Origin of the sequence: Luteimonas campi, assembly GCF_051162505.1 — a bacterium.
Lineage (GTDB): Bacteria > Pseudomonadota > Gammaproteobacteria > Xanthomonadales > Xanthomonadaceae > Luteimonas.
On the sequence record NZ_JBNWEM010000001.1, the window covers coordinates 783,003 to 804,704 of the forward strand.

At 68.6% G+C, this 21,702-nt stretch carries 20 protein-coding genes and 1 tRNA gene; 11 read left to right on the forward strand and 10 right to left on the reverse strand.

Annotation, left to right across the window (positions count from 1 at the left end):
• Positions 1-13 precede the first annotated feature (13 nt).
• From pstB to ACQYVW_RS03570, 7 genes are all read left to right on the forward strand, one after another.
• Positions 14-844 (forward strand): phosphate ABC transporter ATP-binding protein PstB, encoded by an 831-nt coding sequence (gene pstB / locus ACQYVW_RS03540; protein ID WP_434946257.1) that lies wholly within the window; start codon positions 14-16, stop codon positions 842-844.
• 49 nt (positions 845-893) lie between these two features.
• Positions 894-1,598 carry a phosphate signaling complex protein PhoU gene (phoU, locus tag ACQYVW_RS03545; RefSeq protein WP_434932588.1) on the forward strand — a complete coding sequence of 235 codons (705 nt, stop codon included), beginning with the start codon at positions 894-896 and terminating at the stop codon, positions 1,596-1,598.
• A gap of 229 nt (positions 1,599-1,827) precedes the next feature.
• Positions 1,828-2,247, forward strand: a complete 420-nt coding sequence (locus ACQYVW_RS03550; RefSeq protein ID WP_434932587.1) for an HvfA family oxazolone/thioamide-modified RiPP metallophore — start codon at positions 1,828-1,830, stop codon at positions 2,245-2,247.
• Between the two features lie 18 nt (positions 2,248-2,265).
• The gene (locus tag ACQYVW_RS03555) at positions 2,266-3,138 is read left to right on the forward strand and encodes an HvfB family MNIO-type RiPP peptide maturase (protein ID WP_434932586.1); all 873 of its coding nucleotides are present in this window, start codon (positions 2,266-2,268) and stop codon (positions 3,136-3,138) included.
• A complete protein-coding gene (locus ACQYVW_RS03560) occupies positions 3,131-3,907 on the forward strand; it encodes an HvfC family RiPP maturation protein (RefSeq protein WP_434932585.1) in 777 nt (258 codons plus the stop codon). The genes ACQYVW_RS03555 and ACQYVW_RS03560 overlap by 8 nt, the downstream gene beginning before the upstream one ends.
• 81 nt (positions 3,908-3,988) lie before the next feature.
• Complete coding sequence (gene rnt / locus ACQYVW_RS03565) at positions 3,989-4,624, forward strand: ribonuclease T (protein ID WP_434932584.1); 636 nt, start codon at positions 3,989-3,991, stop codon at positions 4,622-4,624.
• Between the two features lie 92 nt (positions 4,625-4,716).
• Positions 4,717-5,775: a hypothetical protein gene (locus tag ACQYVW_RS03570; RefSeq protein WP_434932583.1), complete on the forward strand. Its 1,059-nt coding sequence runs from the start codon at positions 4,717-4,719 to the stop codon at positions 5,773-5,775.
• A 131-nt stretch (positions 5,776-5,906) separates the two neighbouring features.
• Here the strand turns inward: ACQYVW_RS03570 and sugE are convergent, their stop codons facing one another.
• The 4 genes from sugE to rnr all read right to left on the reverse strand — a co-directional run bounded on the left by sugE (position 5,907) and on the right by rnr (position 9,852).
• Positions 5,907-6,227, reverse strand: coding sequence for a quaternary ammonium compound efflux SMR transporter SugE (gene sugE, locus ACQYVW_RS03575; RefSeq protein ID WP_434946060.1), 321 nt, complete (start codon positions 6,225-6,227; stop codon positions 5,907-5,909).
• A 113-nt stretch (positions 6,228-6,340) separates the two neighbouring features.
• On the reverse strand, positions 6,341-6,595 hold the full coding sequence (locus ACQYVW_RS03580) for a CBU_0592 family membrane protein (RefSeq protein ID WP_434932581.1): 255 nt from the start codon (positions 6,593-6,595) through the stop codon (positions 6,341-6,343).
• A gap of 18 nt (positions 6,596-6,613) precedes the next feature.
• Complete coding sequence (gene rlmB, locus ACQYVW_RS03585) at positions 6,614-7,375, reverse strand: 23S rRNA (guanosine(2251)-2'-O)-methyltransferase RlmB (RefSeq protein ID WP_434932580.1); 762 nt, start codon at positions 7,373-7,375, stop codon at positions 6,614-6,616.
• 77 nt (positions 7,376-7,452) lie between these two features.
• Positions 7,453-9,852, reverse strand: a complete 2,400-nt coding sequence (rnr, locus tag ACQYVW_RS03590) for a ribonuclease R (RefSeq protein ID WP_434932579.1) — start codon at positions 9,850-9,852, stop codon at positions 7,453-7,455.
• An 88-nt stretch (positions 9,853-9,940) separates the two neighbouring features.
• Here rnr and ACQYVW_RS03595 point away from each other — a divergent pair.
• Positions 9,941-10,025, forward strand: a tRNA-Leu gene (locus tag ACQYVW_RS03595).
• A gap of 211 nt (positions 10,026-10,236) precedes the next feature.
• Positions 10,237-10,809, forward strand: coding sequence for a COG4315 family predicted lipoprotein (locus ACQYVW_RS03600; protein ID WP_434932578.1), 573 nt, complete (start codon positions 10,237-10,239; stop codon positions 10,807-10,809).
• Positions 10,810-10,967: 158 nt separating this feature from the next.
• Here the strand turns inward: ACQYVW_RS03600 and ACQYVW_RS03605 are convergent, their stop codons facing one another.
• On the reverse strand, positions 10,968-11,747 hold the full coding sequence (locus ACQYVW_RS03605) for a DUF4142 domain-containing protein (protein WP_434946061.1): 780 nt from the start codon (positions 11,745-11,747) through the stop codon (positions 10,968-10,970).
• Between the two features lie 265 nt (positions 11,748-12,012).
• Positions 12,013-12,780, reverse strand: coding sequence for a GIY-YIG nuclease family protein (locus ACQYVW_RS03610; protein WP_434946062.1), 768 nt, complete (start codon positions 12,778-12,780; stop codon positions 12,013-12,015).
• Between the two features lie 67 nt (positions 12,781-12,847).
• On the opposite strand from ACQYVW_RS03610, the gene ACQYVW_RS03615 reads away from it, so the two are divergent.
• Entirely contained in the window at positions 12,848-13,348 is a 501-nt protein-coding gene (locus ACQYVW_RS03615) for a YciE/YciF ferroxidase family protein (RefSeq protein ID WP_434946063.1), read from the forward strand.
• Positions 13,349-13,454: 106 nt separating this feature from the next.
• Here the strand turns inward: ACQYVW_RS03615 and ACQYVW_RS03620 are convergent, their stop codons facing one another.
• The 4 genes from ACQYVW_RS03620 to ACQYVW_RS03635 form a co-directional block, all read right to left on the reverse strand.
• Entirely contained in the window at positions 13,455-14,279 is an 825-nt protein-coding gene (locus ACQYVW_RS03620; RefSeq protein ID WP_434932574.1) for an aldose epimerase family protein, read from the reverse strand.
• A 4-nt stretch (positions 14,280-14,283) separates the two neighbouring features.
• Positions 14,284-15,303, reverse strand: a complete 1,020-nt coding sequence (locus ACQYVW_RS03625) for a glycoside hydrolase family 43 protein (protein ID WP_434946064.1) — start codon at positions 15,301-15,303, stop codon at positions 14,284-14,286.
• Between the two features lie 30 nt (positions 15,304-15,333).
• Positions 15,334-16,812: an MFS transporter gene (locus ACQYVW_RS03630; RefSeq protein ID WP_434946065.1), complete on the reverse strand. Its 1,479-nt coding sequence runs from the start codon at positions 16,810-16,812 to the stop codon at positions 15,334-15,336.
• A 224-nt stretch (positions 16,813-17,036) separates the two neighbouring features.
• Complete coding sequence (locus ACQYVW_RS03635) at positions 17,037-19,994, reverse strand: TonB-dependent receptor (RefSeq protein ID WP_434946066.1); 2,958 nt, start codon at positions 19,992-19,994, stop codon at positions 17,037-17,039.
• Positions 19,995-20,357: 363 nt separating this feature from the next.
• Here ACQYVW_RS03635 and ACQYVW_RS03640 point away from each other — a divergent pair, with 363 nt between their 5' ends.
• Entirely contained in the window at positions 20,358-21,656 is a 1,299-nt protein-coding gene (locus ACQYVW_RS03640) for an MFS transporter (protein WP_434946067.1), read from the forward strand.
• Positions 21,657-21,702: the final 46 nt, after the last annotated feature.

Sequence of the window (21,702 nt, forward strand, 5' to 3'; positions counted from 1 at the left end):
CCTGGACCCGTCCATGAACGATCTCGCCTCAACCGCGTCGCCGCAGCGCATCAGCGTGGCCGCCCCGCAGCGCAGCGCGCTCGCGCCGATGCCGACCAAGATCGCGGTCAAGGATCTGAATTTCCACTACGACCGGTTCCATGCGCTCAAGGACATCAGCCTGGAGATCCCGGAGAAGCGCGTCACCGCGCTGATCGGGCCGTCCGGTTGCGGCAAGTCGACCCTGCTGCGCATCTTCAACCGGATCTACTCGCTGTATCCCAAGCTGCGCGCCAGCGGCGAGATCCTTCTTGACGGCGAGGACATCCTGTCGCCGAAATACCCGATGAACCGGCTGCGCAGCAAGGTCGGCATGGTGTTCCAGAAGCCGGTGCCGTTCCCGATGACGATCTACGAGAACATCGCCTACGCCATCCGCCACCACGAGAAGCTGTCGAAGAAGCAGCTCGACGAGCGCGTCGAGCATGCCCTGCGCCAGGGCGCGCTGTGGGACGAGGTGAAGGACAAGCTGGGCCAGTCGGCGCTGGGCCTGTCCGGTGGCCAGCAGCAGCGCCTGTGCATCGCGCGCGCGGTGGCGCTGCGCCCGGACGTGCTGCTGCTCGACGAGCCGACCTCGGCGCTGGACCCGATCTCCACCAGCCGCATCGAGCAGCTGATCGAGGAGCTCAAGCGCGACTACACCATCGTCATCGTCACCCACAACATGCAGCAGGCCGCGCGCGTGTCCGATTTCACCGCCTTCATGTACCTGGGCGACCTGGTCGAGCACGGCAGCACCGAGACGATCTTCTCCAATCCCTCGAAGCAGCAGACCGAGGACTACATCACCGGCCGCTTCGGCTGAGTCCCGCGCCCCGAGCGCGCCGACCGCACACCAACGGGAACACGATCAGATGAACAGCCAGCCCCACGACCACATCGTCCGCAGCTACGACGAGGAGCGCCAGCGCCTGACCGGCGAGATCCTGCGCATGGGGGCCATGGCGATGTCGCAGCTGGAGGCGGCGCTCGACGTGGTCGAACGTCGCGACGGCAGCGCCGCCGCCCGGATCGTCGCCAACGACGAGGCCATCGACCAGCTGGAGCAGGAGGTCAGCCACGACGTCATGCGACTGGCCCTGCGCGGCCCGATGGCCCGCGATCTGCGCGAGATCCTGTCCGCGCTGCGCATCGCTTCGGACATCGAGCGCATCGGGGACTACGCCGCCAACGTCGCCAAGCGGTCCACCGCGCTCAACGCCGCGCCGCCGCTGCCGCATACCCAGGGCCTGGCCGTGCTGGGCCAACGGGTGTTGCGCCAGCTGCGCGAGGTGCTCGATGCGTTCGCCAACGATGACGCCGTCGCCGCACAGCGGGTGCGCGCGCAGGACGCCGAGGTCGACACCCTGCACACCGGCCTGTTCCGCGAGCTGCTGACCTACATGATGGAAGATGCGCGCGCGATCACCCCGTGCACCCACCTGCTGTTCATGGCCAAGAACCTCGAGCGCATCGGCGACCACGCCACCAATATCGCCGAGAACATCTGGTTCCTGGTGCATGGCGACGACGCCTTGCCGCCGCGCGAGAAGCGCGACGACACCAGCGGCCCGGCCTGAACCCGGCGCAGCGTCGGGCACGGCATCCGGGCGCCGGGCCGGCCAGCCGCGGCTAACCCGCGCTTAATGCGGGCGCGCACACACTCCCGGTCCGGAGGCAGGTCGTTCCAGCCGCCGGGTCCCCGGGAGACCCGCCCGGGCGTTCCGGTACAGGCGCCGCGCGGCGCGATGACCCTCCTCCCGACTCCCGCCGCACGGCGGGCGCATCCGTCCAGAGAGGAGTTCCACCATGACGCATTCCAGCAAGAAGTCCGGCGTGGTCGGCCTGGGTACGGCCCTCGCCGGTGGCCTGCTGTTGTCCGGTTCCGGCTTCGCGATCACCCCGCTCGCCCAAGGCTACATGGCGGGTGCCCCCGAAGCGGCGTCCGCCAAGATGCAGGAAGGCAGCTGCGGCGGCGACAAGGCCAAGGCCGGTGCCAAGGCCGGGGAAGGCAAGTGCGGGCTCGACCGGGTCGATACCGACAAGGACGGCAAGGTTTCGCGCGCCGAGTTCGACGCGGTACATCCCGACGCGGCGGCGAAGTTCGCCGCGATGGACAGCAATGGCGACGGCTTCGTCGATCAGGCCGAGCACGAGGCTCACAAGGCCACCTCCAAGGCCGACATGGAAGGCAAGTGCGGCGAGGGCAAGTGCGGCGGCATGGCCTGACGGGCCAGACCTGCCCGCATGCCCGTATCGCCGCACCGGCTGACTGACGCCAGCGCGGGCCTCGGCCTGCGGCGCGGGCTGCTGCCCGCGCTGCAGGCGGCGGAGTCCGGCAGCTTCGACTTCCTGGAGTGCGCGCCGGAAAACTGGATTGGTGTCGGCGGGCGCCTCGGCGCGGCGTTCGAGGCGCTGGCCGAACGCCATCCCATCACCTGCCATGGCCTGTCGCTGTCGCTGGGGGGTCCTGCGCCCCTGGACGAGACCCTGCTCGCGAAGGTAGGTCGCTTCCTCGAGCGCCACCACGTGGCCCTGTACAGCGAACACCTGAGCTGGTGCAGCGACGACGGCCAGCTGTACGACCTGCTGCCCCTGCCCTTCACCGAGGAGGCGGTGGACCATGTCGCGACCCGCATCCGCCGCGTGCAGGACGTCCTCGGCCGCAGGCTCGCGATCGAGAACGTGAGCTATTACGCCGCGCTGCCTGCGGCTCCGTCGATGGCGCTGGACGAGGCCGAGTTCATCAACGCGGTGTTGGACCGCGCCGACTGCGACCTGCTGCTGGACGTCAACAACATCCACGTCAACGCGGTGAACCACCGCTACGATCCCGTCGCCTTCCTCGAGCGCATGCCCGCGTCGCGGATCGTCTGCTACCACGTCGCCGGGCACCACGACGAGGCCGCAGACCTCAAGGTCGACACGCACGGCGCGGCCGTGATTCCGGACGTGTGGACCCTGCTGTCGCGGGCCTATCGGCTGCACGGGCTGCGGCCCACCCTGCTGGAGCGCGATTTCAATTTTCCGCCGTTCGCCGAACTGCTGGGCGAACTCGACGTCATCCGCGCCCTGCAGCGCGAGGCTGGCGCGCCCGTTGCGATGAGCGCGCATGGCTGAGGCCGCCTCCCTGCGCGCGCAGCAGTTCGCGCTGTCGCGCCACCTGCGCGATCCGCAGGCGGTGCCGCCGCCCGCGGAGATCCCGGTCGAGCGGCTGGCGATCTACCGCGACCTGCTCTACAACAACCTGCAGTCGCTCTTGGCCGGCAACTTCCCGGTGCTGCGCTCCACCCTGTCCGATCCGCGATGGCATGGACTGGTACGCGCCTTCTATGCCGGCCATCGCTGCCGCACGCCCCTGTTTACCGAGATCGGACGCGAGTTCGTACGCTGGCTGGAGCAGATCCACGATCCCTCGATGCCGCCATGGCTGGCCGAGCTGGCGCATTACGAGTGGGTTGAACTCGCGCTGCAAATCTCCGATGCGACGTCGGCCGATCTCGGGCCACTCGCTCCCGCCGGCGACCATGCCAGCCTGCTGGACGCCACGCCTGTGTTATCGCCGTTAGCCTGGCCGCTGGCCTATCGCTGGCCAGTACAACGCATCGGCCCGCACTACCAGCCCGAGATTGCGCCGGACGCCCCGACCCTGCTGCTGGTGCGACGCACCGCCGATGGCGAAGTGCGTTTCGCCGCACTCTCGCCGCTGGCGTTCCGCCTGCTCGAACTGCTGGCGCCGGGGGAGCGTAGTGGGCGCGAGTGCCTGCACGCGCTCGCTGCGGAAGCCGGCCTCGATGATGCGCAGGCCGACGCGTTCCTGGCCGAGGGTGCGGCGTTGCTCGCGCGCATGGCCGTCGACGGGACGATCTGCGGGCTGCGCCGGGCCTGAGCCACCGCTGGCCGCACGCACTGGCGCTGCGCCCATGCCAGGTGCCGCGAGGCGGGGCGCCAGCTCTGCTAGGCTTCGCGCATGGATCAAGCCGCTGCGACCGCCCCCCAAGTCAGCCTGCTCACGCGCCGTTTCCGCGGCTACCTGCCCGTGGTGGTCGACGTGGAAACCGGCGGCTTCGACTGGAACCGGCACGCCCTGCTCGAGATCGCAGCGGTGCCGCTGGACGTGGACGAACATGGCGCACTGGTGCCGGGGCCGGCCACCAGCGCGCACGTGGTGCCGGCGCCGGGTACCGACATCGATCCGCAGTCGCTGGAGGTCACCGGGATCGACATCGACCACCCGTTCCGCTTCGCCAAGCCCGAGCGCGAGGCGTTGGACCATGTGTTCGCGGGCGTGCGCGCAGCGGTACGCAAGCATGGCTGCCAGCGCGCGATCCTGGTGGGGCACAACGCCCACTTCGACCTGAACTTCCTCAATGCCGCGGTGGCCCGCAGCGGCCACAAGCGCAACCCGTTCCACCCGTTCAGCGTATTCGACACCGTGACCCTGGCTGGTGTGGCCTACGGGCAGACCGTGCTGGCGCGCGCGGTGCAGGCGGCGGGCTTCGCCTGGAGCAGCGAGGACGCGCATTCGGCCCTGTACGACGCGGAGCAGACGGCGAAGCTGTTCTGCACCATCGTCAACGCCTGGCCACAGCCTCAGCGCGCCTGATTTTCGCGGGGCGTCGCGCGCTCCGGCCCTCGACCTGGACTGCACATCGGCTGTGATCCACTCGTGCACATCCGCACGAGAGGAGACGCCCGATGCCGATCACCCGCGCCAAGGCGAGTCAGCTGCTCAACCAGAGAGAGATGACGCTGTACGACGAGAGCCGCGCCAATGGCCTGCGCCAGCTCGATGGCAAGGCGCTGGCGGCGCGGGTGACGCGGGCACGCACGGCACGCGACCGCGCGCGCGATCTGGTTCGCAGGCAGAAGCTGGCCTCGCGCTCGGCTACCGGCAGCAAGCGTGGCGCCAGCGGCGCCGCCAACCAGCGCAGCAAGGACAAGGCCGAGCTGATGGCCGACGTCCTGGCGCGGTTCGAGGCGCGCCTGCGGGAAGTGGGCAAGCAGTCCAGTGGTGCGTCCTCACGGTCGGCTGCGCAGGCTTCCCGGAAGGCGACGCCTGCGGCCAAGACGACCAAGGCCGCCAAGACCGCCAAGACCACCAAGACAGCCAAGAAAGCGAAGACGACCGCTACTGCGAAGGCAGCTTCCACGGGCGCCACTGGCAAGTCCGCGAGCTCCGCTACTACGGCGAGCCAAACGCGGAACACCGCCGCAAAAAAGCGCGCGACCAAGGCCGGCAAGAAGGCCTCGGGCCGGGACGCGCGACAGTCCCCCGCCAGGTCTGTGGACAGCAACGCCGCCGCCGGCGACGTCGGATCCACCCAGGTCGCCCGCACCCCCCGCGCGAACTCCGCGCCGGCAGGCGATACAACTGCAGTCGCCAACCGCAGCGAAGCGGCGACGGGCACCGCGGCCCCGAAACGCCGTGATATCCCCGCCGTCGCGTCCGAGAAGGCCGCCGCGCCCCGCCGCCGCGGACGCAAGCAGGCCATCACGCCCGAACAGGCACTGGCGCAGACCCATGCCCTGCTCGAGGCCAAACAGGCGCGGGACCACGAACCCAAGCCCTGGGCCGAGATCGCCGACTCCGGCATCGAATCCGGCACGCCAGGCTATCAGTCGGATAGCGCCGCGCGCCGTGCCCAGCGACTCCACGCGGCGGAAGTGCGCCTGTCCGGGAACCAGGGCAGCGTCAGCACGCGCGACCGCATCAACCAGGGCAAACGCGATCATCGCGGCGGCAGCGGCGATTGAAGGCGACGCCTGCACGATCCGCCGCAGGGTGGATCGTGCAGGCATGCGCGGCGGAACAGGCCGCAGACGACGCCCGCGTCCGCAGCGACCTTGCGACAAGGATCAGCGCGGCCGTTGGCCGGGCGATCGCATCAGGCGGGCGACGCCAGTTTCAGTCCGATGATGCCGAGTACGATCAGGCCCAGGCTGACCAGCCGCCCGGGGTTGGCCGGCTCCCCCAGCAGCACCATGCCCAGGATCGCCGTGCCCACGGCGCCCACGCCGACCCACACCGCATACGTGGTGCCTACCGGCAGCGACTTCATCGCCACGCCCAGCAGCGCCAGGCTGATCGCCATCGCCGCCACCGTGCCCAGGGTCGGCCACAGCCGGGTGAAGCCCTCGGTGTACTTGAGCCCGATCGCCCAGCCGATCTCGAAAATGCCGGCCAGCAGAAGAATGAACCAGGACATGGAAACCTCCATCGTCGATGGGGTCGTCCCCGGAAGAGGCGAAGGCGCCGGGTCGTCCCGGCGCGGGTCTATCGTCGCACACCCCGCGCGGCGGGGCAGCGGACTCAGTGGACTCAGCGGTCGCGCGGTGCGCGCGCGACGCGGTAGGCGTTCATCAGCACCCACGCCACCAGCAGGAAAAACAGCGGCGGGCTGAAGCGCAGTACCGCGACCGGCAGCAGCGCAGCCGCGCCCAGCAGGCCCAGCATCGCCCGCAGGCGGCCACCGCCATCGGCGCGGGGGGCGAACAGGTGCAGGAACAGCGCCAGCAGCATCAGCCCCGCCCCGGCGAAGCCCACCCAGTCCTGCCATGCCAGCGCCGCCACCATCACCTCTCCTCCCGCGGATCACCTGCCGCGCTGGCGCACCGCTTCGAACAGGGTGACGCCGGCGGCGACCGAGACGTTCAGACTCTCGACGCCAGGAGAAGTTTCCAGGCCCGGCATCGGGATCGACACCAGCTGGTCGCAGTGTTCACGTGTGAGCCGGCGCAGGCCATCGGCCTCGCCACCCAGCACCAGCGCCACGTTGCCGGTCAGGTCGAGCCCGTACAGCGAGGCCTGCGCCTCGCCGACCAGACCATAGGTCCACACGCCCATCTTCTGCAGTTCGGCCAGCGTGCGCGACAGGTTGGTCACCCGAGCGACCGGGATGCTGTCGGCCGCGCCCGCCGAGGTCTTGCGCACCGTGGCATTGACCTGCACCGCCTTGTCCTTCGGGATCACCACGGCGGTGACGCCAGCAGCCGCCGCGCTGCGCAGGCAGGCGCCGAGGTTGTGCGGGTCCTGCACGCCATCGAGCACCAGCAGCAGGGCGCGGCCCTGGGCCTGTTCGACCAGCTCGGCCAGGTCATGCTCGTCCCAGGTCTTCGCCGCCGCATAGCGCGCGGCCACGCCCTGGTGGCGAACGCCGCCCGCGACGCCGTCCAGCGCCTGCTGCGCCACGCGGCGCACATCGATGTCTCGGCGCCGCGCGGAAGACTCGATCTCGGCCAGGCGCGGGTTCTTCGCGCCCGCCTCGATCAGCACCTCGCGCACGTGCTCGGCATCGTGTTCGACCGCCGAGGCGACCGCGTTGATGCCGACGATCCACTGGTTCTGCTTTGACATGCGGGGCGCTGCGCTGGAAAGGGGCCGGAATGGACCCGGGGGCGGATTGTACGGATCCCGGGCTTCCGGTGATGGGCTCAGTATTTCTGCTTCTTCCGTTTCGCCGGCTGGCCCCGCGGTGGCGGGGCCTTGGGCCCGCGCTCGCCGGCCAGCCGGAAGTCGATCTTGCGTTCCTCCAGGCTGGCCTTGAGCACCACGATGCTCACCCGGTCGCCGAGCCGGAACTCCCGGCCCATGCGCTCGCCGGTGAGCGTCTTGCGTACCGGATCGAAGTGGTAGAAGTCGTTGGGCAGCTGGGTGACATGGACCAGGCCGTTGACCTTGGACTGGTCCAGCTCGACGAACAGGCCGAAGCTGGTGACGCCGCTGATCGTGCCGTCGAACTCGGCGCCCACGTGCTGCTCCATCCAGGCAGCGCGGTAGCGCTCGTCCACCTCGCGCTCGGCTTCCTCGGCGCGGCGCGCGCGCTCGGAGCACTGCAGCGCCAGCGACGCCATCTGGCTCGGGCTGTGGAAGACCTCGCGGCGCCCCCCCTTGAGGACATGCTTGATCGCGCGATGCACCAGCAGGTCCGGGTAGCGCCGGATCGGCGAGGTGAAGTGCGCGTAGGCCTGCAGCGCCAGGCCGAAGTGGCCGATGTTCTCGGGCGAATACACCGCCTGGCTCTGGCTGCGCAGGATCACCGATTCGAGCAGGGTGGCATCCGGCCGGTCGCGGACCTTCTTGAGCAGGTTGGCGAAGTCCTTCGGCTGCAGCCTGCCCCACCCCGGCATGCGCAGCGCGAACTCCTTCAGGAACTCCAGCAGGTCGGCGTACTTGGACTCCGGCGGCTTGTCGTGGATGCGGTAGGGCGCCGGGATCTCCGCGGCGAGCAGGAACTTCGCCGCCTCGACATTGGCCGCGATCATGCATTCCTCGATCAGCTTGTGCGCGTCGTTGCGCGGCAGCATCCCGGCCTGTACCACCTCGCCGCGGTTGTCGAGCACGAAACGCACCTCGGACGATTCGAACTCGATCGCGCCGCGTTTCTCGCGCGCCTTGGCCAGGACCCTGTACAGCTGGTGCAGGCGTTCGACCTGGGGCAGTTGCGAGCCCAGCTGCTGGCGCGCATCGGCATCGCCCTCGCCCACCGCGTTCCAGACCTGGGTATAGGTCAGGCGCGCGTGCGAACGCATCACCGCCTCGTAGAACTTCGACTCCACCACGTCGCCGTCGCGATCGACCTGCATGTCGCAGACGAAGCACAGGCGGTCGACGTTGGGATTGAGCGAACAGATGCCGTTGGACAGCGTCTCGGGCAGCATCGGCACGACGAAGCCGGGGAAGTACACGCTGGTCGCGCGCAGCTGCGCCTCGTCGTCCAGCGGCTGGCCGGGGCGCACGTAGCTCGACACGTCCGCGATCGCCACCACCAGCCTGAAGCCGCGCGCGTTGGGTTCGCAGTAGACCGCGTCGTCGAAGTCCTTCGCGTCCTCGCCATCGATGGTCACCAGCGGCGTGGAACGCAGGTCGACGCGCGCGGCGGCGGTGGCGGCGTCCACCTCCAGCGGCACCGCGGCGGCCTCGGCGAGGACGGCAGGCGGGAATTCGTGCGGCAGGTCGTGGCCGTGGATCGCGGTCTCCACCACCAGCGAAGGCGTCAGCGCATCGCCCAGCACCGCCAGCACCCTGCCGATCGGCGGCCGCCGCTCCTCGGCCGGCGCAGTGATCTCGCACACCACCAGTTGCCCGTGCTGCGCCTCCAGGCGCGCATCGGATGGAATCTGGATGTTGCGCTGGATGCGCCGATCGTCCGGCACCACGAAACTGATGCCCGAATCGATGGTGAAGCGGCCGATCAGCCGGTTGAGCCGGCGTTCCAGCACCTCGACGATCACGCCCTCTCGGCGGCCGCGCCGGTCCATTCCGGTGACGCTGGCCATCGCGCGGTCGCCGTGCATGACCTTGCGCATTTCCACCGGCGGCAGGAACAGGTCGTCACCGACGCCGGTGTCGGGGCGCAGGAAGCCGAAGCCGTCGGGGTTGGCGATGACCGTGCCCGGGATCAGGTCGAGCGGGCCGGCCGGAACGTAGCCACCGCGCCGGTTCTGAAGCAGTTGGCCGTCGCGCACCATCGCGCCCAGGCGCTTGCCCAGCGCGGCTGCGCGGTCGGGCGCGGTCAGGCCCAGCCGCTGCGCCAGCAGGTCCATGGTCAGCGGACCATCGGCCTGCCCCAGCAACTGCAGGATGGCCTCGCGGCTGGCGATCGGCTCGGCGTAACGTTCGGCTTCGCGACCGGCGTGCGGATCGACGAAGCGGCCGCCGGCCCCTGCCGGGTGCCGTGGCTCGCCTCGTCCGGGTGGCGGGGCCGGCGGGAGCCAGCCGGGCTGGGCGCTGCGCGCACCAGGTTTCTTGCGTTGCGGGCCCTGGCCCGACGCGGAGCCATCGCCCCGTCCTGTCCCGCGACCGGCGCCGCGCTTGCTTGGAGTTTTCGCCATCGGCGGCATGGTACACGGCCCGGTGTGTCGTTCCGATGCAGAACCCGTTGACATTGCCCGCGCCGCGCCGCAACATACGCGGCCACCTGCCCAGGTGGCGGAATTGGTAGACGCACTAGTTTCAGGTACTAGCGGGTAAAACCGTGGAGGTTCGAGTCCTCTCCTGGGCACCAAGTTGGTTGGCCGCCTCGCAATGCGAACGGCCTGAAGAAAACCCCGCCGGCTGCGGGGTTTTTTTTTGCCCGAATCGGAAAGGCCGACACGATTCCGGCGGGCCTTGGCAGCATTGCGCGACCGGTTGCGACTATCGGCCGCACGGCCGTCCTTGATCGGGCGGTCACGGCGGTGTCCGCACCATCATGTGCCACCTCGCGGAGACCGCACATGATGCTCAAGCCAGCCCTGTCCGCCCTTGCGCTTGGATTGCTCGTTGCCTGCGGGCAGGACGTCACGCCGCCGGATGGCGGCGCCACCGGCGGCGAGGCGGCCCGAGCGCCGGCGACGGCGGAAACGGCCCCGCAGGGCGTGGACCCGGCCCGGATCGACGCTCCGCCCGGCACTGCCGCCACCCTGATCCGCGAAGGCGGCGAGCCGGGCTACGTGGCCGACGCGAGCGGAGCGGCGCTCTACTACGTGGAAGGCAATCTCGACGGCAGCCAGTGCGATCAGGCCTGCCAGCAGGTCTGGCCGCCGGTGATGCTGACCAGGGGCGATTCTCCCGTAGCGGGTCCGGGGCTGGAGCAGACCGCCGTAGGCACGCTGCAGACGCCCGCGGGCGATCACCACCTCACCTACCACGGCCATCCCCTGTACCGCTACGTCGGCGACCGTGGCGCGCGCACCACTACCGGCCACGACGTCCAGGACGACTGGGGCCACTGGCGGCTGGCGGGCGTGGACGGAAAGCCCGCGCAGCCGGCCACGTCGCCGCCTACAACGGATCAGCCGGCACAGTAGGCCGCACTGCTGTCGGAATCACGGGCGAACCGATCGGCCGTCCCGACGCGCCAGCGCGCGCAAAGGCCGTCGCCAAGCGGTACGTGGCGACGGCGCCGACTTGCATCCCCTGCCCCCGGTCGCGGACGTCATCCGCTCCGCGACCGGGCGCACCGGGTTCAGGGGGCCTGCTGCAGCGAACGGGCCGTGTCGAGGTGCCGGGAAATCGCGCTGCGGGTGGACTGCAGATGCGCGGTCACGGCCGGGTCGGTGGCACCGGGGATCAGCTCGTTGTCCAGCTTCGCCAGCGCTTCCTCATGCCCCTTGACCATCGCAGCCACCCATTCGCGGCTGAACTCCTCACCCTTGAGCGCGGCGAGCCGGCTGCGCTCGGCTTCGTGCTTTTCCTTCATGGCCGCAAGTTCGGGTGTCGCAGCCGACCCCGGACCCACGTCCGATCCGACGCGCGGGCCAGCGGCTGCCACATCGGCGGTGGAGCCTGCCTGCCCGTCCATGGCGGGGCTGGTGCCCGCGCCGGCATGCGCCGGATTGCCCATAGCATCATGCGCGCCGGCACCCATGGCCGCGCCAGCGCCTCCCAGCAAGCTGAGCGTCGCCTCGAGGTTGCGCCCGTGCTCGTCGCGCAACGTCTCGGCATAGGCGCGCACCTGACCTTGGACGTTCTTGCCCAGCGCGTCTTCGGCCGCGGCGATCTCGTGACGGTCCACCTCCTCGACGGCCAGCAGCGCCTTGCGATCGCCGTCGGCCAGCGTGCCCGCCGGACCGGCTGCAGCCGCGTCCGGCGTAGAGGGCTGGGTCGCGGCCGCGGGGGCGGCGGCGGGATCGGCCTGCATGGCGGCGGTGCTGCCTTCGGCGGTGGAAGTGGAATCTGTGTCGTTCGTGCACGCGGCCATGGCAAGCGAGAGCGCGGCGGCGATCAGGGTCACTTGGACTTTCATGGGAGATCCTTCTGGAGTTGGGTTGGTCCGCGGGACTTCCGCGGCGTGCGGCGGCCGGGTCGAACATTTCCCGGATTGCTGAGGTGAGGTCCGGACGGCGATCGCACCGCTCGGGCGCCGGATGCCGGGCCTCGGGCATCGCCCGGCTCCGAATACCCGCCATCGAGTGCAGCGAGACTAGAGATCCGGAGGTGAAACCCGCGCGCACTTCGCGTTAGCCGGGCGTGCAGGGCGCGTTCCGACCGACCGCGTGGACCGGCCCCCTTCAGCACATCCCGCCCTCCAGGGATATCCGCCAGGATGCGCGGTATCTCCGATACGCGATTGCGACGGACTCCGGCAAGGCCTCGTCCACCCGCAGTCCCAACGCGGGCCAGGCGTCCAGCACGTCCACGATCCCCGGCCAGAGGCCGCTCTGCGGCAAGGCGTCGCCGGGCATCGCCTGCAGATACTGGCCGGCCCATTCGAACAGAATCGACTGCTCCTGCAGGAGCCGTTGTCTCCACCAGTCGCCGGCGGGCTGGTGCACGGGATGCCCCCGCTCCCGGTCGCGCGCCACCTCGTCGCGCAGCGTCGCGGAGGCTCCGCGGTACCACTCGGTGTGGCCACCCGCGCGTAATGGCACGGTCAGTGGACGGTCGGCGTTCCAGGCACGCAGTTGCCGGTGCAGTGCCGTTTCACGCTGGCGCGCCTCGGCCACGCTGTCGAAGCCGACCAGGCTGCTGCGTTCCAGATCGAAACACTCGTAATAGCGCGCTGCGAAGGCGCGGACCCGCGACAGCGGATCGACCGAGATCCCGAGCTTGGCGATGTCCTCGTTCAGCAGCGGAAGGACGTACAGGTAGCAGGCCGACATGAAGGAAGGACGCCGGGGCGGGAGCCGAGCATGCTCCGCAACGGTCGCAGCGGTTGCGAAGGCCCGTGGCGCCGACCGCACGGAAGCGGCCCCGCGGCGCCCGGTGGCGATCACGTGCCCCTGCCCTGCGCTGCGGCGGCCCGCCGCAGGTGAAGCGAAAAAGCGCGAAGTTTTCACCCGGCCTTCGTACCTGCGCCCGTAGAGTCTGCCGCTCCCCCCAACACCCCTCCGCGAGGGCATGCACATGGCAGTCAAGACCATCGAGGAACTCTTCATCCACGAACTTTCCGATATCTACAGCGCGGAAAAGCAGCTGACCAAGGCGCTGCCGCGACTGGCCAGGGCAGCGGACGCGCAGGAGCTGCGCGCAGCCTTCGAGCTGCACCTGGAAGAAACCCAGGGACAGATCGAGCGCATCGACCAGGTGGTCGAAGTGCTCGGCATCAAGCTCAAGCGCATCAAGTGCGCCGCAATGGAAGGCCTGGTCGAGGAAGGCAAGGAAGTGATCGACGCGATCGAAGCCGGCCCCTTGCGCGATGCCGCCCTGATCGGCGGTGCGCAGAAGGTCGAGCATTACGAGATCGCAGCCTACGGAACGCTGTGCGCGCTCGCCAAACAGCTGGGCTACCGCGATGCCCTGCCCCTGCTCAAGGAAACGCTCGCCGAGGAAAAGACCACCGACGAGAAGCTCACCATGCTTGCCGAAGACGGTGGCAACCAGCGGGCGGCGCGCGAAGCCGCCTGACCCTGCGGGAAATCCACGACACCGAACGCCCCGGGCTTCACGACCCGGGGCGTTCTGTTTGGCGCCGCACCATGGTGTCCCGTTGCCAGGCGGGAGCGGCTCCGCCTCAGTCCCAGCGCAGGGCGCAGTCCATGCGCATGCTCTGCCCCGGCTGCAGGGCAAGTTCCGGCATCAGGTTGAACGCATCCGGGGGGGCGGTCTGCGGTTCGACGCAGGTCGCGTGCGCGGTGGCGTCGTAGACCACCCAGTCGCTGCACGTCGATGAGACGACCAGGCGCTGCGCGCCACGGTGCAGGACCACATCGCGACGATTGACGAAGCAATCGTCCCAGGGGCCGGGCTGTACCGCGCCCGGCGGCATCACCGCGATCCCCTCCGCATCGCGGGGATACATCGCTTCGGGCAGGAATTCGAGGCGCTCGGGCTTGCGGAACCACGGGTGCCAGCCCAGCGCCGCAGGCATCGCCTGGTCGCCGGCGGTGACCGAGAGCGTCAGCGAAAGCTGCCGCCCCGTGATCGACACGCGCTGCGTCGCATGCCCGCCGAACGGCCAGCGCGCGTCCGAGGGCAGCGGCAATGCCATCTCCACGAGATCCGAGGAGTGCGTCACGACGTCCCAGGGCAGGATAAAGCCCAGCCCATGGATGGCATGGCCGGCGAGATTGGCCGGTACCGCGTGGCGCCGCCCGGCGAATTCGAACCGTCCTTCGCGCACCCGACCGCACCAGGGCACCATCGGATAGCAGCCCCAGGCGATGGCCGCCTCGCTGCCGTGTTCGCCATGGCCGACCAGCTGCTCGACGCCATCGCAGCGGATCTGCGCGATGCGTCCACCCGCCCGGGGCGCGATGTCGACCGCCAGCGCGCCTTCCGCGATCGTCAGCAGCGGCCCCGGCGCGAGCGGCGACAGCGGGCCGGCATGGGCCGGCACCGCGTCATCCGCCATACGGCTGCAGGGTGCGGATGCGGCCCTCGGCATCGTGATGCAACTCGGTCACCTTCACCGAGCGCAGGTGGGTGACTCCGCCGGAGAGGACCGAGTCGTGGTAGTACAGCCACCAGCGCCCATCGACTTCGAGGATCGAGTGGTGCGTGGTCCAACCCACCACCGGTTCGAGGATGCGGCCCTGGTAGACGAACGGCCCGTAGGGGCTGTCGCCAGTGGCATAGCACAGGTAGTGGGTGTTGCCGGTCGAATAGGACAGGTAGTACTTGCCGCCATGGCGATGGACCCACGGGCCCTCGAAATAGCGGCGATCGTGATCGTCCGCACCCAGCGGCACGCCGGCCTCGTCGAGGATCACGATCTCGCGCGTCTGCTCGGCGAGCTGCTTCATGTCCGCCGACAGGCGCGCCACGCGCGGTCCCAGCGCGGGCGCATCGCCCACCGGTTCCTCGTGCCCGGCGTCGTAGACGTTGTCGCGATACTTCTGCAGCTGCCCGCCCCAAATGCCGCCGAAGTACAGGTAGAAGGCGCCGTCGTCGTCCGCATATACCGCCGGATCGATCGAGTACGTGCCGGCGATGGGTTCGGGCTCGGCGCGGAACGGGCCTTCCGGCCGGTCGCCCGTCGCGACACCGATCTGGAAGATGCCATCGGCGCGCTTTGCGGGGAAGTAGAAGTAGTACTTGCCGTCCTTGGTCGCCGCGTCCGGCGCCCACATCTGCCGGTCGGCCCAGGGCACGTCCTTGATGTCCAGCGCCAGGCCGCAGTCGGTCGCCGGGCCATCCGGCGAGTCCTGGCGCAGCACGTGGTAGTCGCGCATCTGGAAGTGGCCGCCATCGTCGTCGAAGGCCACGCCACCTTCCACATCGTGCGAGGGGTAGATGTAGATCTTGCCCTCGAACACGTGCGCGGACGGGTCGGCGGTGTAAATGTGGGTCACCAGCGGCGTTGAGATGGCCTTGCTGGCCAGCGCCTCCAGTTCGGCCTCGGAGTATTCGCGGTCTGCCATGGAAATCCTCGGGGTTGCTAGGCGGATGGTTCAGGCCGGCTGGGCGACGCGGCGCGCGGCCAGGTCGTGCTCGATCTGCGATTCCATCGGCTTGTTGATCCTGTAGAAGAACAGCAGGGCTGCGGCCATCAGGAACGGCGCCGAGCAGTACAGGCTCACCGCCAGGCGGATGCCGTTGACCGTGTCCGGCGCCTGCGCTGGCAGGTCGGCATCGTAGCCGTAATGCGCGAGGATGCCGGCGACCATGGCGCCACCCACGCTCAGCCCAACTTTCAGGCCGCACAGGATGGCCGAGAAGATGATGGCGGTGGCGCGACGGTGGTTCTTCCACTCCGAGTAGTCGGCCACGTCGGCCACCATCGCCCACAGCAGCGGGATGGTGATGCCATAGAAGAAGCCGTGCAGGATCTGCGCGCCGAACACCAGCCCGATGCGGTCCGGCGGGATGATGTAGAAGGCGAGCATGAACAGGGTCGAGATGACCAGGAACACGCCGAATACGTCGCGCTTGCCGAAGCGGTCGGCCAGCTTTCGCGAGAAACCGATCCCCACCACCATCAGCACGATGCCGCCGGCGTTGAACAGGCCGAATGCGGAGGTGGTCGCGTCCTTCGGCAGCTCGAAGCCCGCCAGCCCCATGCCGACCAGCGCCGAATTGATCCCGCCGAGCACGCTGTAGAAGCCGATCGAATCCAGGAACTCGGCCATCGCCGGCTCCTGCAGGTAGTTCTCGAAGTAGTAGACGTAGGTGCCGCCCTTCAGCGCCAGCGTGGTGAACACCAGGATCGTCACCAGCAGCACCACCAGCCAGGGCCGGTTGCCGGCCAGGTCGGCCAGGTCCCGGCCGATGCTGGACTTCTGCTCCTGCGCCGGGACCACGCGCTCGCGGGTGGTGAAGAAGGTGATCAGGAAGAACACCGTGCCGACCACCGCGAACAACAGCATGGTGTTCTCGAAGCCCCGCACGCGATCGCCGTCGCCCAGGATGTTGACCAGCGGCAGCAGCAGCGCCTGCACCACCAGCTGGGCCACCATCACCGCCACGAAGCGGTAGGCCGACAGGCTGTTGCGCTCGCCCATGTTGCCGGTGAGCACGCCGCTCAGCGCCGAATACGGCAGATTGTTGGCCGCGTACACCAGCACCAGCAGGGTGTAGGTGGCGGCGGCGTAGAAGACCTTGCCCTGCGGGCCCAGATCCGGGGTGCTGAAGGCCAGCAGCGAGAGCACGCCGAACGGCACCGCAGTCCACAGGATCCAGGGCCGGAACTTGCCCCAGCGGGAGTTGGTGCGGTCGGCCAGCACCGCCACCAGCGGCGTGAACACGAACGCGCCCAGCAGGCCGACCACGAAGATGATGGTTGCCGCGGTGCTCGCCGGAATGCGGTAGATGTCGGTGTAGAAGTACGCCAGGAACGTCATCAACGTCTGGAAGATGAGGTTCGCGGCGAGGTCGCCGAGGCTGTAGCCCACCTTTTCGGTGACCGAAAGCCGGTCAGTGCGTGTGTTCAAGGAACCCCCTGCTGCGCATGGGCGGGTGATCGCCGGTCGCGGCTATCGTACCTGCGCCGGCCACGACTGCGGCGGCCGGCACCTGCCGATTTTCGACCGTACCGATTCGAACCTTGGCATGGTGCCGCGCGCCATTGGAATACTTGGCAAAAAAAGCACGACCCGCCCGGCGCGGTGGAATGCGCCGGGAAGGTCGTGGGGAGTAAAACGTCAAACTTCGTGGATCAGAAGGTCCCGCGGATACCGACGGTGAACGTGGTGCCCGGGTCGTACATGTCGTTGACCGCATTCGGGTAGGCGAAGTAGGAGCGACGCTCTTCCCCGGTGATGTTGAGCACGTTGAACGTCAACTGCGGCTTGGAACGGAAGTTCGCGAGCGTGTAGCTGGCCGAGAGGTCCAACTGGCCGCGATCTTCGCCGTAGATCTGCGCGAACGGGATGCCCTGCTGGTTCGGGCCCGTACCCACAGCGCCCTCCGACCAGGTATAGGACAGGCGCACGGAGGCGACGTCGTTTTCCCAGTAGGTGGTGGCGTTCCACAGCGACGGCGCGACACCGTAGACGTTGCCTGCAAGCCGCTGCGCGTCCTTGCCCAGGGTCTTGATGTCGATCTGCGTGTAGTTGGCCATGATGCCCAGGCCGTCGAACACGAAACTCAGCGGCTGCACCCAGATCGCTTCCCAGCCGCGGACCTCGAGTTCGGCGTCGGCGTTGACCTGCTGGTTCACGTTCACCGTCGCAACGGCCGGGCCGCCGCGATTGTTGATCGCCAGCTGCTGGGTGTCGGTCAGGTCCTCGAACGGGATACCCAGGCTCAGGAACGGACGGGTGGTCACGCCCTGGTAGGTGTAGCCCTCGATGCGCTTGTTGAACAGGGTCAGGCCGATGAAGCCCTCGCCGCCCGTGTACCACTCGCCACCCAGGTCGAAGTTGGTGGAGATGTACGGGGTCAGGTCGGGATTGCCCTGGCTGGCGACCTGCGCCGACTGGTCGGTGAAGGTGGTGGCCGGCAGCATCGAGCTCGGGTTGGGCCGGGTCATGGTGCGCGAACCGGACATGCGCACGACCACGTTGTCGGCGACGTCCCACGCCGCGCTGAACGACGGCAGCCACTCGCTGTACGTGCCGTCCAGCGACTGCCACTGGCGGACCCCGCCGATGGTGACCGGGCCGGCGACGTTCTGGTCGGTCTCGATGTAACGCACGCCGAAATTGAAGCGCATGTTGCGATCCATGATCTCGGTTTCGCCGTTGACCTCCATGTACGCGGCGAAGGTCTCCTCATCGAAACCACCCGTCGAGCCGCCCGTGTTCGGGCCGCCGGATTCGGGCGCCGTGTCGCGATAGAACGCGTAGTTGGTGTCGTTCATGAAGCGATCGGCATCCACCACGATGAAGCCGTGCGGGCCGGGGCGCAGGTAGCCGCCCAGTGCCGAATTGGGCACCGCCGCGAGCGGACCGCCGGCGCAGGCCGGACGCGGATCCGGCACGCTGCCGTCCGGATTCAGGCCACGGCAGACCAGGTCTTCCCAGGCGCCGCTGTTGTCGAAGCCCTGGATACGACGCTCGTTCTGGTCCCAGGCCACACCGAACTTGACGTTGCGGCCGTCCTCGCCCAGCTGCAGGTCCGCGCGCAGGCCGCTGGTCTCGGTGACGCGCTTTTCGTTCTGCACGTTCACGCGGCCGCCCGCCCAGGTCCAGCCCAGGTTCGGATCGTTCAGATCCAGCGGCGAGTTCCAGGTCGGCACATCGCCGCCGTTGATGTACTCCAGCGTGGTGAACGGCGAGTTCACCAGGATCGTCGGCGACTCGCGGAGCATCCAGCTGCGGCTGGTATTGGCCTGCACGTCCAGCTTGACGTTCTGCTGGTCGCCGAACCAGAAGGTCGCGCCGGGGCTGACCTGCCAGTACTGCACGTCCTCATGGTATTCGCGGTGTTCGAGGAAGAACTGGGCGTTGGTGAAGGTGGCGCTGGTCACGACGTTGTTCGCGTCCAGCTGCATGTCCAACGGTATCATCGAGCCGTTACGACCGACCAGATTCATGTCCACGCGGCTGTTGGTACGCGTGGCCTTGGTGTACATCGTGTCCAGCCAGAAGCGCATGTTGTCGTTGGGGCGCAGCTCGAACGAGCCCAGGAAGCCGTCACGATCGCGGTCGCCGGACATGTGCACCGGACGGCCCAGGCGCGGGATCAGCGCCTCACCGATCTGCGCGGTGGTCAGCCCCGGGTTGTTGGCCAGCAGCCACGCAGCGTCGATCGTCTGGCCGGGGGTGAGGCCGGCCGCGATGGTCGAGGCGTTGTTCGGCACCACGTCCGGAATGCGCCAGCCGTTGCCGCCGCTGACGTTGCAGGTCTCGCCGAGCGCGGGGAAGCCGCCGGCGGCGCCGCCGTTGCCGCACTGCGCGTTGGTGAGGTTGGGGTTGGTCCAGCCGATCGTCTCGTAACCCTCGACGCCCAGCTTGCCGCGGCTGGAGGTGAGGCCGATCAGCGCACCGAACGTGCCCTGCTCGTTGGTCCAGTTGCCGATCACCGAACCGCGCGGGCTCACGGATCCGGCATTGTCGTTGTAGTCGGCCTGGAGCGAATAGGTCAGGTGGTTGCCGGCGATGTCGAACGGCCGCATGTTGCGCATGTCGACCACGCCCGACGCGCCGCCTTCGGGCAGGCTCGCCGACGGCGACTTGTGCACCGTGACCTGGTTGAAGAACTCGGTCGGGAACAGGTTGAGGTCGACTTCGCGGTTCTGGTTGGTCGCATCGAGGCCGATCGAGGCCGTGGCCACGGACGCACCGTTGATCAACGTCTTGGTGAAGCTGTTGGGCAGACCGCGGATGGCGATGTTCAGGCCTTCGCCGTTGACGTCGCGATTGAGCTGGATACCCGGCACGCGGGCCAGCGACTCGGCGATGTTGGTATCCGGGAACTTGCCGATGTCTTCGGAGAAGATCGAATCGGTGAAACCGGTGGACCCACGCTTGGCGTCGGTGGAGTACTGGAGGCTCTGGCGATAGCCGGTCACGACGACCGAGTCCAGATCCGTCGCCGCAGGCGCGGCTGGCGCCGGTGCGGGTGCGTCCTGGGCAGGCGCCGGCTGCTGGGCGATCGCCGCGCCGGCCATGCCGGCCAACGCCAAGCCCAAGGCATGGCACAACGCTGTTCTAGCAATTCTGACTTGCACGAAACTCCCCTCCCGCTAGTTGGCGCCGACGCTTATCTGGTCGTGACACCGGTGGACTTTTGTGCCTCGTGCCCCCGAAGGGACGTTTGCACGACACGCCCTTCGGGAGTGGCGGGCGGATGGTAGCGCTATCAAGTTCTGGCACACACGCTGCAGCGCAACATGTCTGCGCGAGCGGTGTGGGCGAACATCGCGCAGTGCACGGCGCGCATGCAAACGGTCAACGACAAGAGTGGCCCGCGCTTTGACACATGTGGTACTGATAGCGCTATCACGAATCGCATCCGGGGACAGCGAAATGACAACTGCGCAACGTGCGACCGCAACGCTGCCCGCGCCGCCGCCGCACCGGACGAGGCACGCGTGAGCAGCGCAACCGCCCCTGCCCCGGCTGCTGAGATCAGGATCAGCAACTACCGCTGGGTCATCTGTGCCCTGCTGTTCTTCGCCACCACGATCAACTATGTCGATCGTGCGGTTCTCGGCGTGCTGGCACCCACGCTCGTTGCGGAATTCGGCTGGAGCGAGCAGGACTACGGCGTCATCAGCGCATCGTTCACGCTCGCGTACGCGATCGGTTTCCTGTTCGCCGGCTGGTTCATCGACCGGGTCGGCACGCGCATGGGCTACAGCGTGTACCTCACCATCTGGTCGCTGGCGGCTGCGGCGCACGCACTGGCCAAGTCGGTGGCGGGCTTCAGCGTCGCACGCTTCATGCTCGGACTCGGGGAGTCGGGCAACTTCCCCGCCGCGGTCAAGACGGTCGCCGAATGGTTTCCCAAGCGTGAGCGCGCGTTCGCCACCGGCATCTTCAACGCGGGATCCAACATCGGCGCGATCGTCGCACCCCTGCTGGTGCCCTGGCTGGCGTTGACATGGGGCTGGCGCACCGCGTTCGTGGTCACCGGACTGGTCGGCCTGGTGTGGCTGGCGTTCTGGCTGCCCGTCTATCGCCGGCCGGCCGAACACGCCAAGGTTTCGCCGGGCGAACTCGCGCTGATCAACAGCGACCCACCGGATCCGCCGGTGAGGGCGTCGTGGTTGCAGTTGCTGCGTTACCGCCAGACCTGGGCATTTACGGCCGGCAAGTTCCTCAGCGATTCGGTGTGGTGGTTCTATCTGTTTTGGTTCCCCATGTTCATGGCCGATCGCTTCGGCGTGGACCTGCGCACGATCGGCCTGCCGATGGTCACGGTGTTCCTGCTCGCCGACGTCGGCTCGGTGGGCGGCGGCTGGTTCAGTTCGTTCCTGATGAAGCGCGGCTGGAGCGCCAACGGCGCCCGCAAGATCACGATGCTGATCTGCGCGGTGTGCATCCTCCCGGTCGTGTTCGCCCCGCACGTCGAAGGCCAGTGGGTGGCGGTGTGGCTGATCGGCCTGGCCGCAGCGGCGCACCAGGGATTCTCGGCCAACCTGTTCACCCTGACCTCCGACATGTTCCCGCGCGCGGCCGTGGCATCGGTGGTCGGCATCGGAGGTTTCGCAGGCGCGATGGGCGGATTCTTCATGAACCTGGGCGCCGGCTGGCTGCGGCAGTACACCGGCAGCTACGCTGCGATGTTCGTCATGGCCGGCTGCGCGTACCTGGCGGCACTGCTGGTCATCCACCTGCTCGCACCCCGACTGGAGCCGGCACGGCTGGATGTGCCGGGCGGCGCGTAAGCCTGACGTACCGCCCGCAGACGGCGACAAGCCATCGATCGATCAA

Excerpts from the sequence above, each read along its gene's own strand:
- pstB (WP_434946257.1), top strand. The coding sequence starts at position 14 with ATGAACGATCTCGCCTCAACCGCGTCGCCGCAGCGCATCAGCGTGGCC.
- phoU (WP_434932588.1), top strand. The coding sequence starts at position 894 with ATGAACAGCCAGCCCCACGACCACATCGTCCGCAGCTACGACGAGGAG.
- ACQYVW_RS03550 (WP_434932587.1), top strand. The coding sequence starts at position 1,828 with ATGACGCATTCCAGCAAGAAGTCCGGCGTGGTCGGCCTGGGTACGGCC.
- ACQYVW_RS03555 (WP_434932586.1), top strand. The coding sequence starts at position 2,266 with ATGCCCGTATCGCCGCACCGGCTGACTGACGCCAGCGCGGGCCTCGGC.
- ACQYVW_RS03560 (WP_434932585.1), top strand. The coding sequence starts at position 3,131 with ATGGCTGAGGCCGCCTCCCTGCGCGCGCAGCAGTTCGCGCTGTCGCGC.
- rnt (WP_434932584.1), top strand. The coding sequence starts at position 3,989 with ATGGATCAAGCCGCTGCGACCGCCCCCCAAGTCAGCCTGCTCACGCGC.
- ACQYVW_RS03570 (WP_434932583.1), top strand. The coding sequence starts at position 4,717 with ATGCCGATCACCCGCGCCAAGGCGAGTCAGCTGCTCAACCAGAGAGAG.
- sugE (WP_434946060.1), bottom strand. The coding sequence starts at position 6,227 with ATGTCCTGGTTCATTCTTCTGCTGGCCGGCATTTTCGAGATCGGCTGG.
- ACQYVW_RS03580 (WP_434932581.1), bottom strand. The coding sequence starts at position 6,595 with ATGGTGGCGGCGCTGGCATGGCAGGACTGGGTGGGCTTCGCCGGGGCG.
- rlmB (WP_434932580.1), bottom strand. The coding sequence starts at position 7,375 with ATGTCAAAGCAGAACCAGTGGATCGTCGGCATCAACGCGGTCGCCTCG.
- rnr (WP_434932579.1), bottom strand. The coding sequence starts at position 9,852 with ATGGCGAAAACTCCAAGCAAGCGCGGCGCCGGTCGCGGGACAGGACGG.
- ACQYVW_RS03600 (WP_434932578.1), top strand. The coding sequence starts at position 10,237 with ATGATGCTCAAGCCAGCCCTGTCCGCCCTTGCGCTTGGATTGCTCGTT.
- ACQYVW_RS03605 (WP_434946061.1), bottom strand. The coding sequence starts at position 11,747 with ATGAAAGTCCAAGTGACCCTGATCGCCGCCGCGCTCTCGCTTGCCATG.
- ACQYVW_RS03615 (WP_434946063.1), top strand. The coding sequence starts at position 12,848 with ATGGCAGTCAAGACCATCGAGGAACTCTTCATCCACGAACTTTCCGAT.
- ACQYVW_RS03625 (WP_434946064.1), bottom strand. The coding sequence starts at position 15,303 with ATGGCAGACCGCGAATACTCCGAGGCCGAACTGGAGGCGCTGGCCAGC.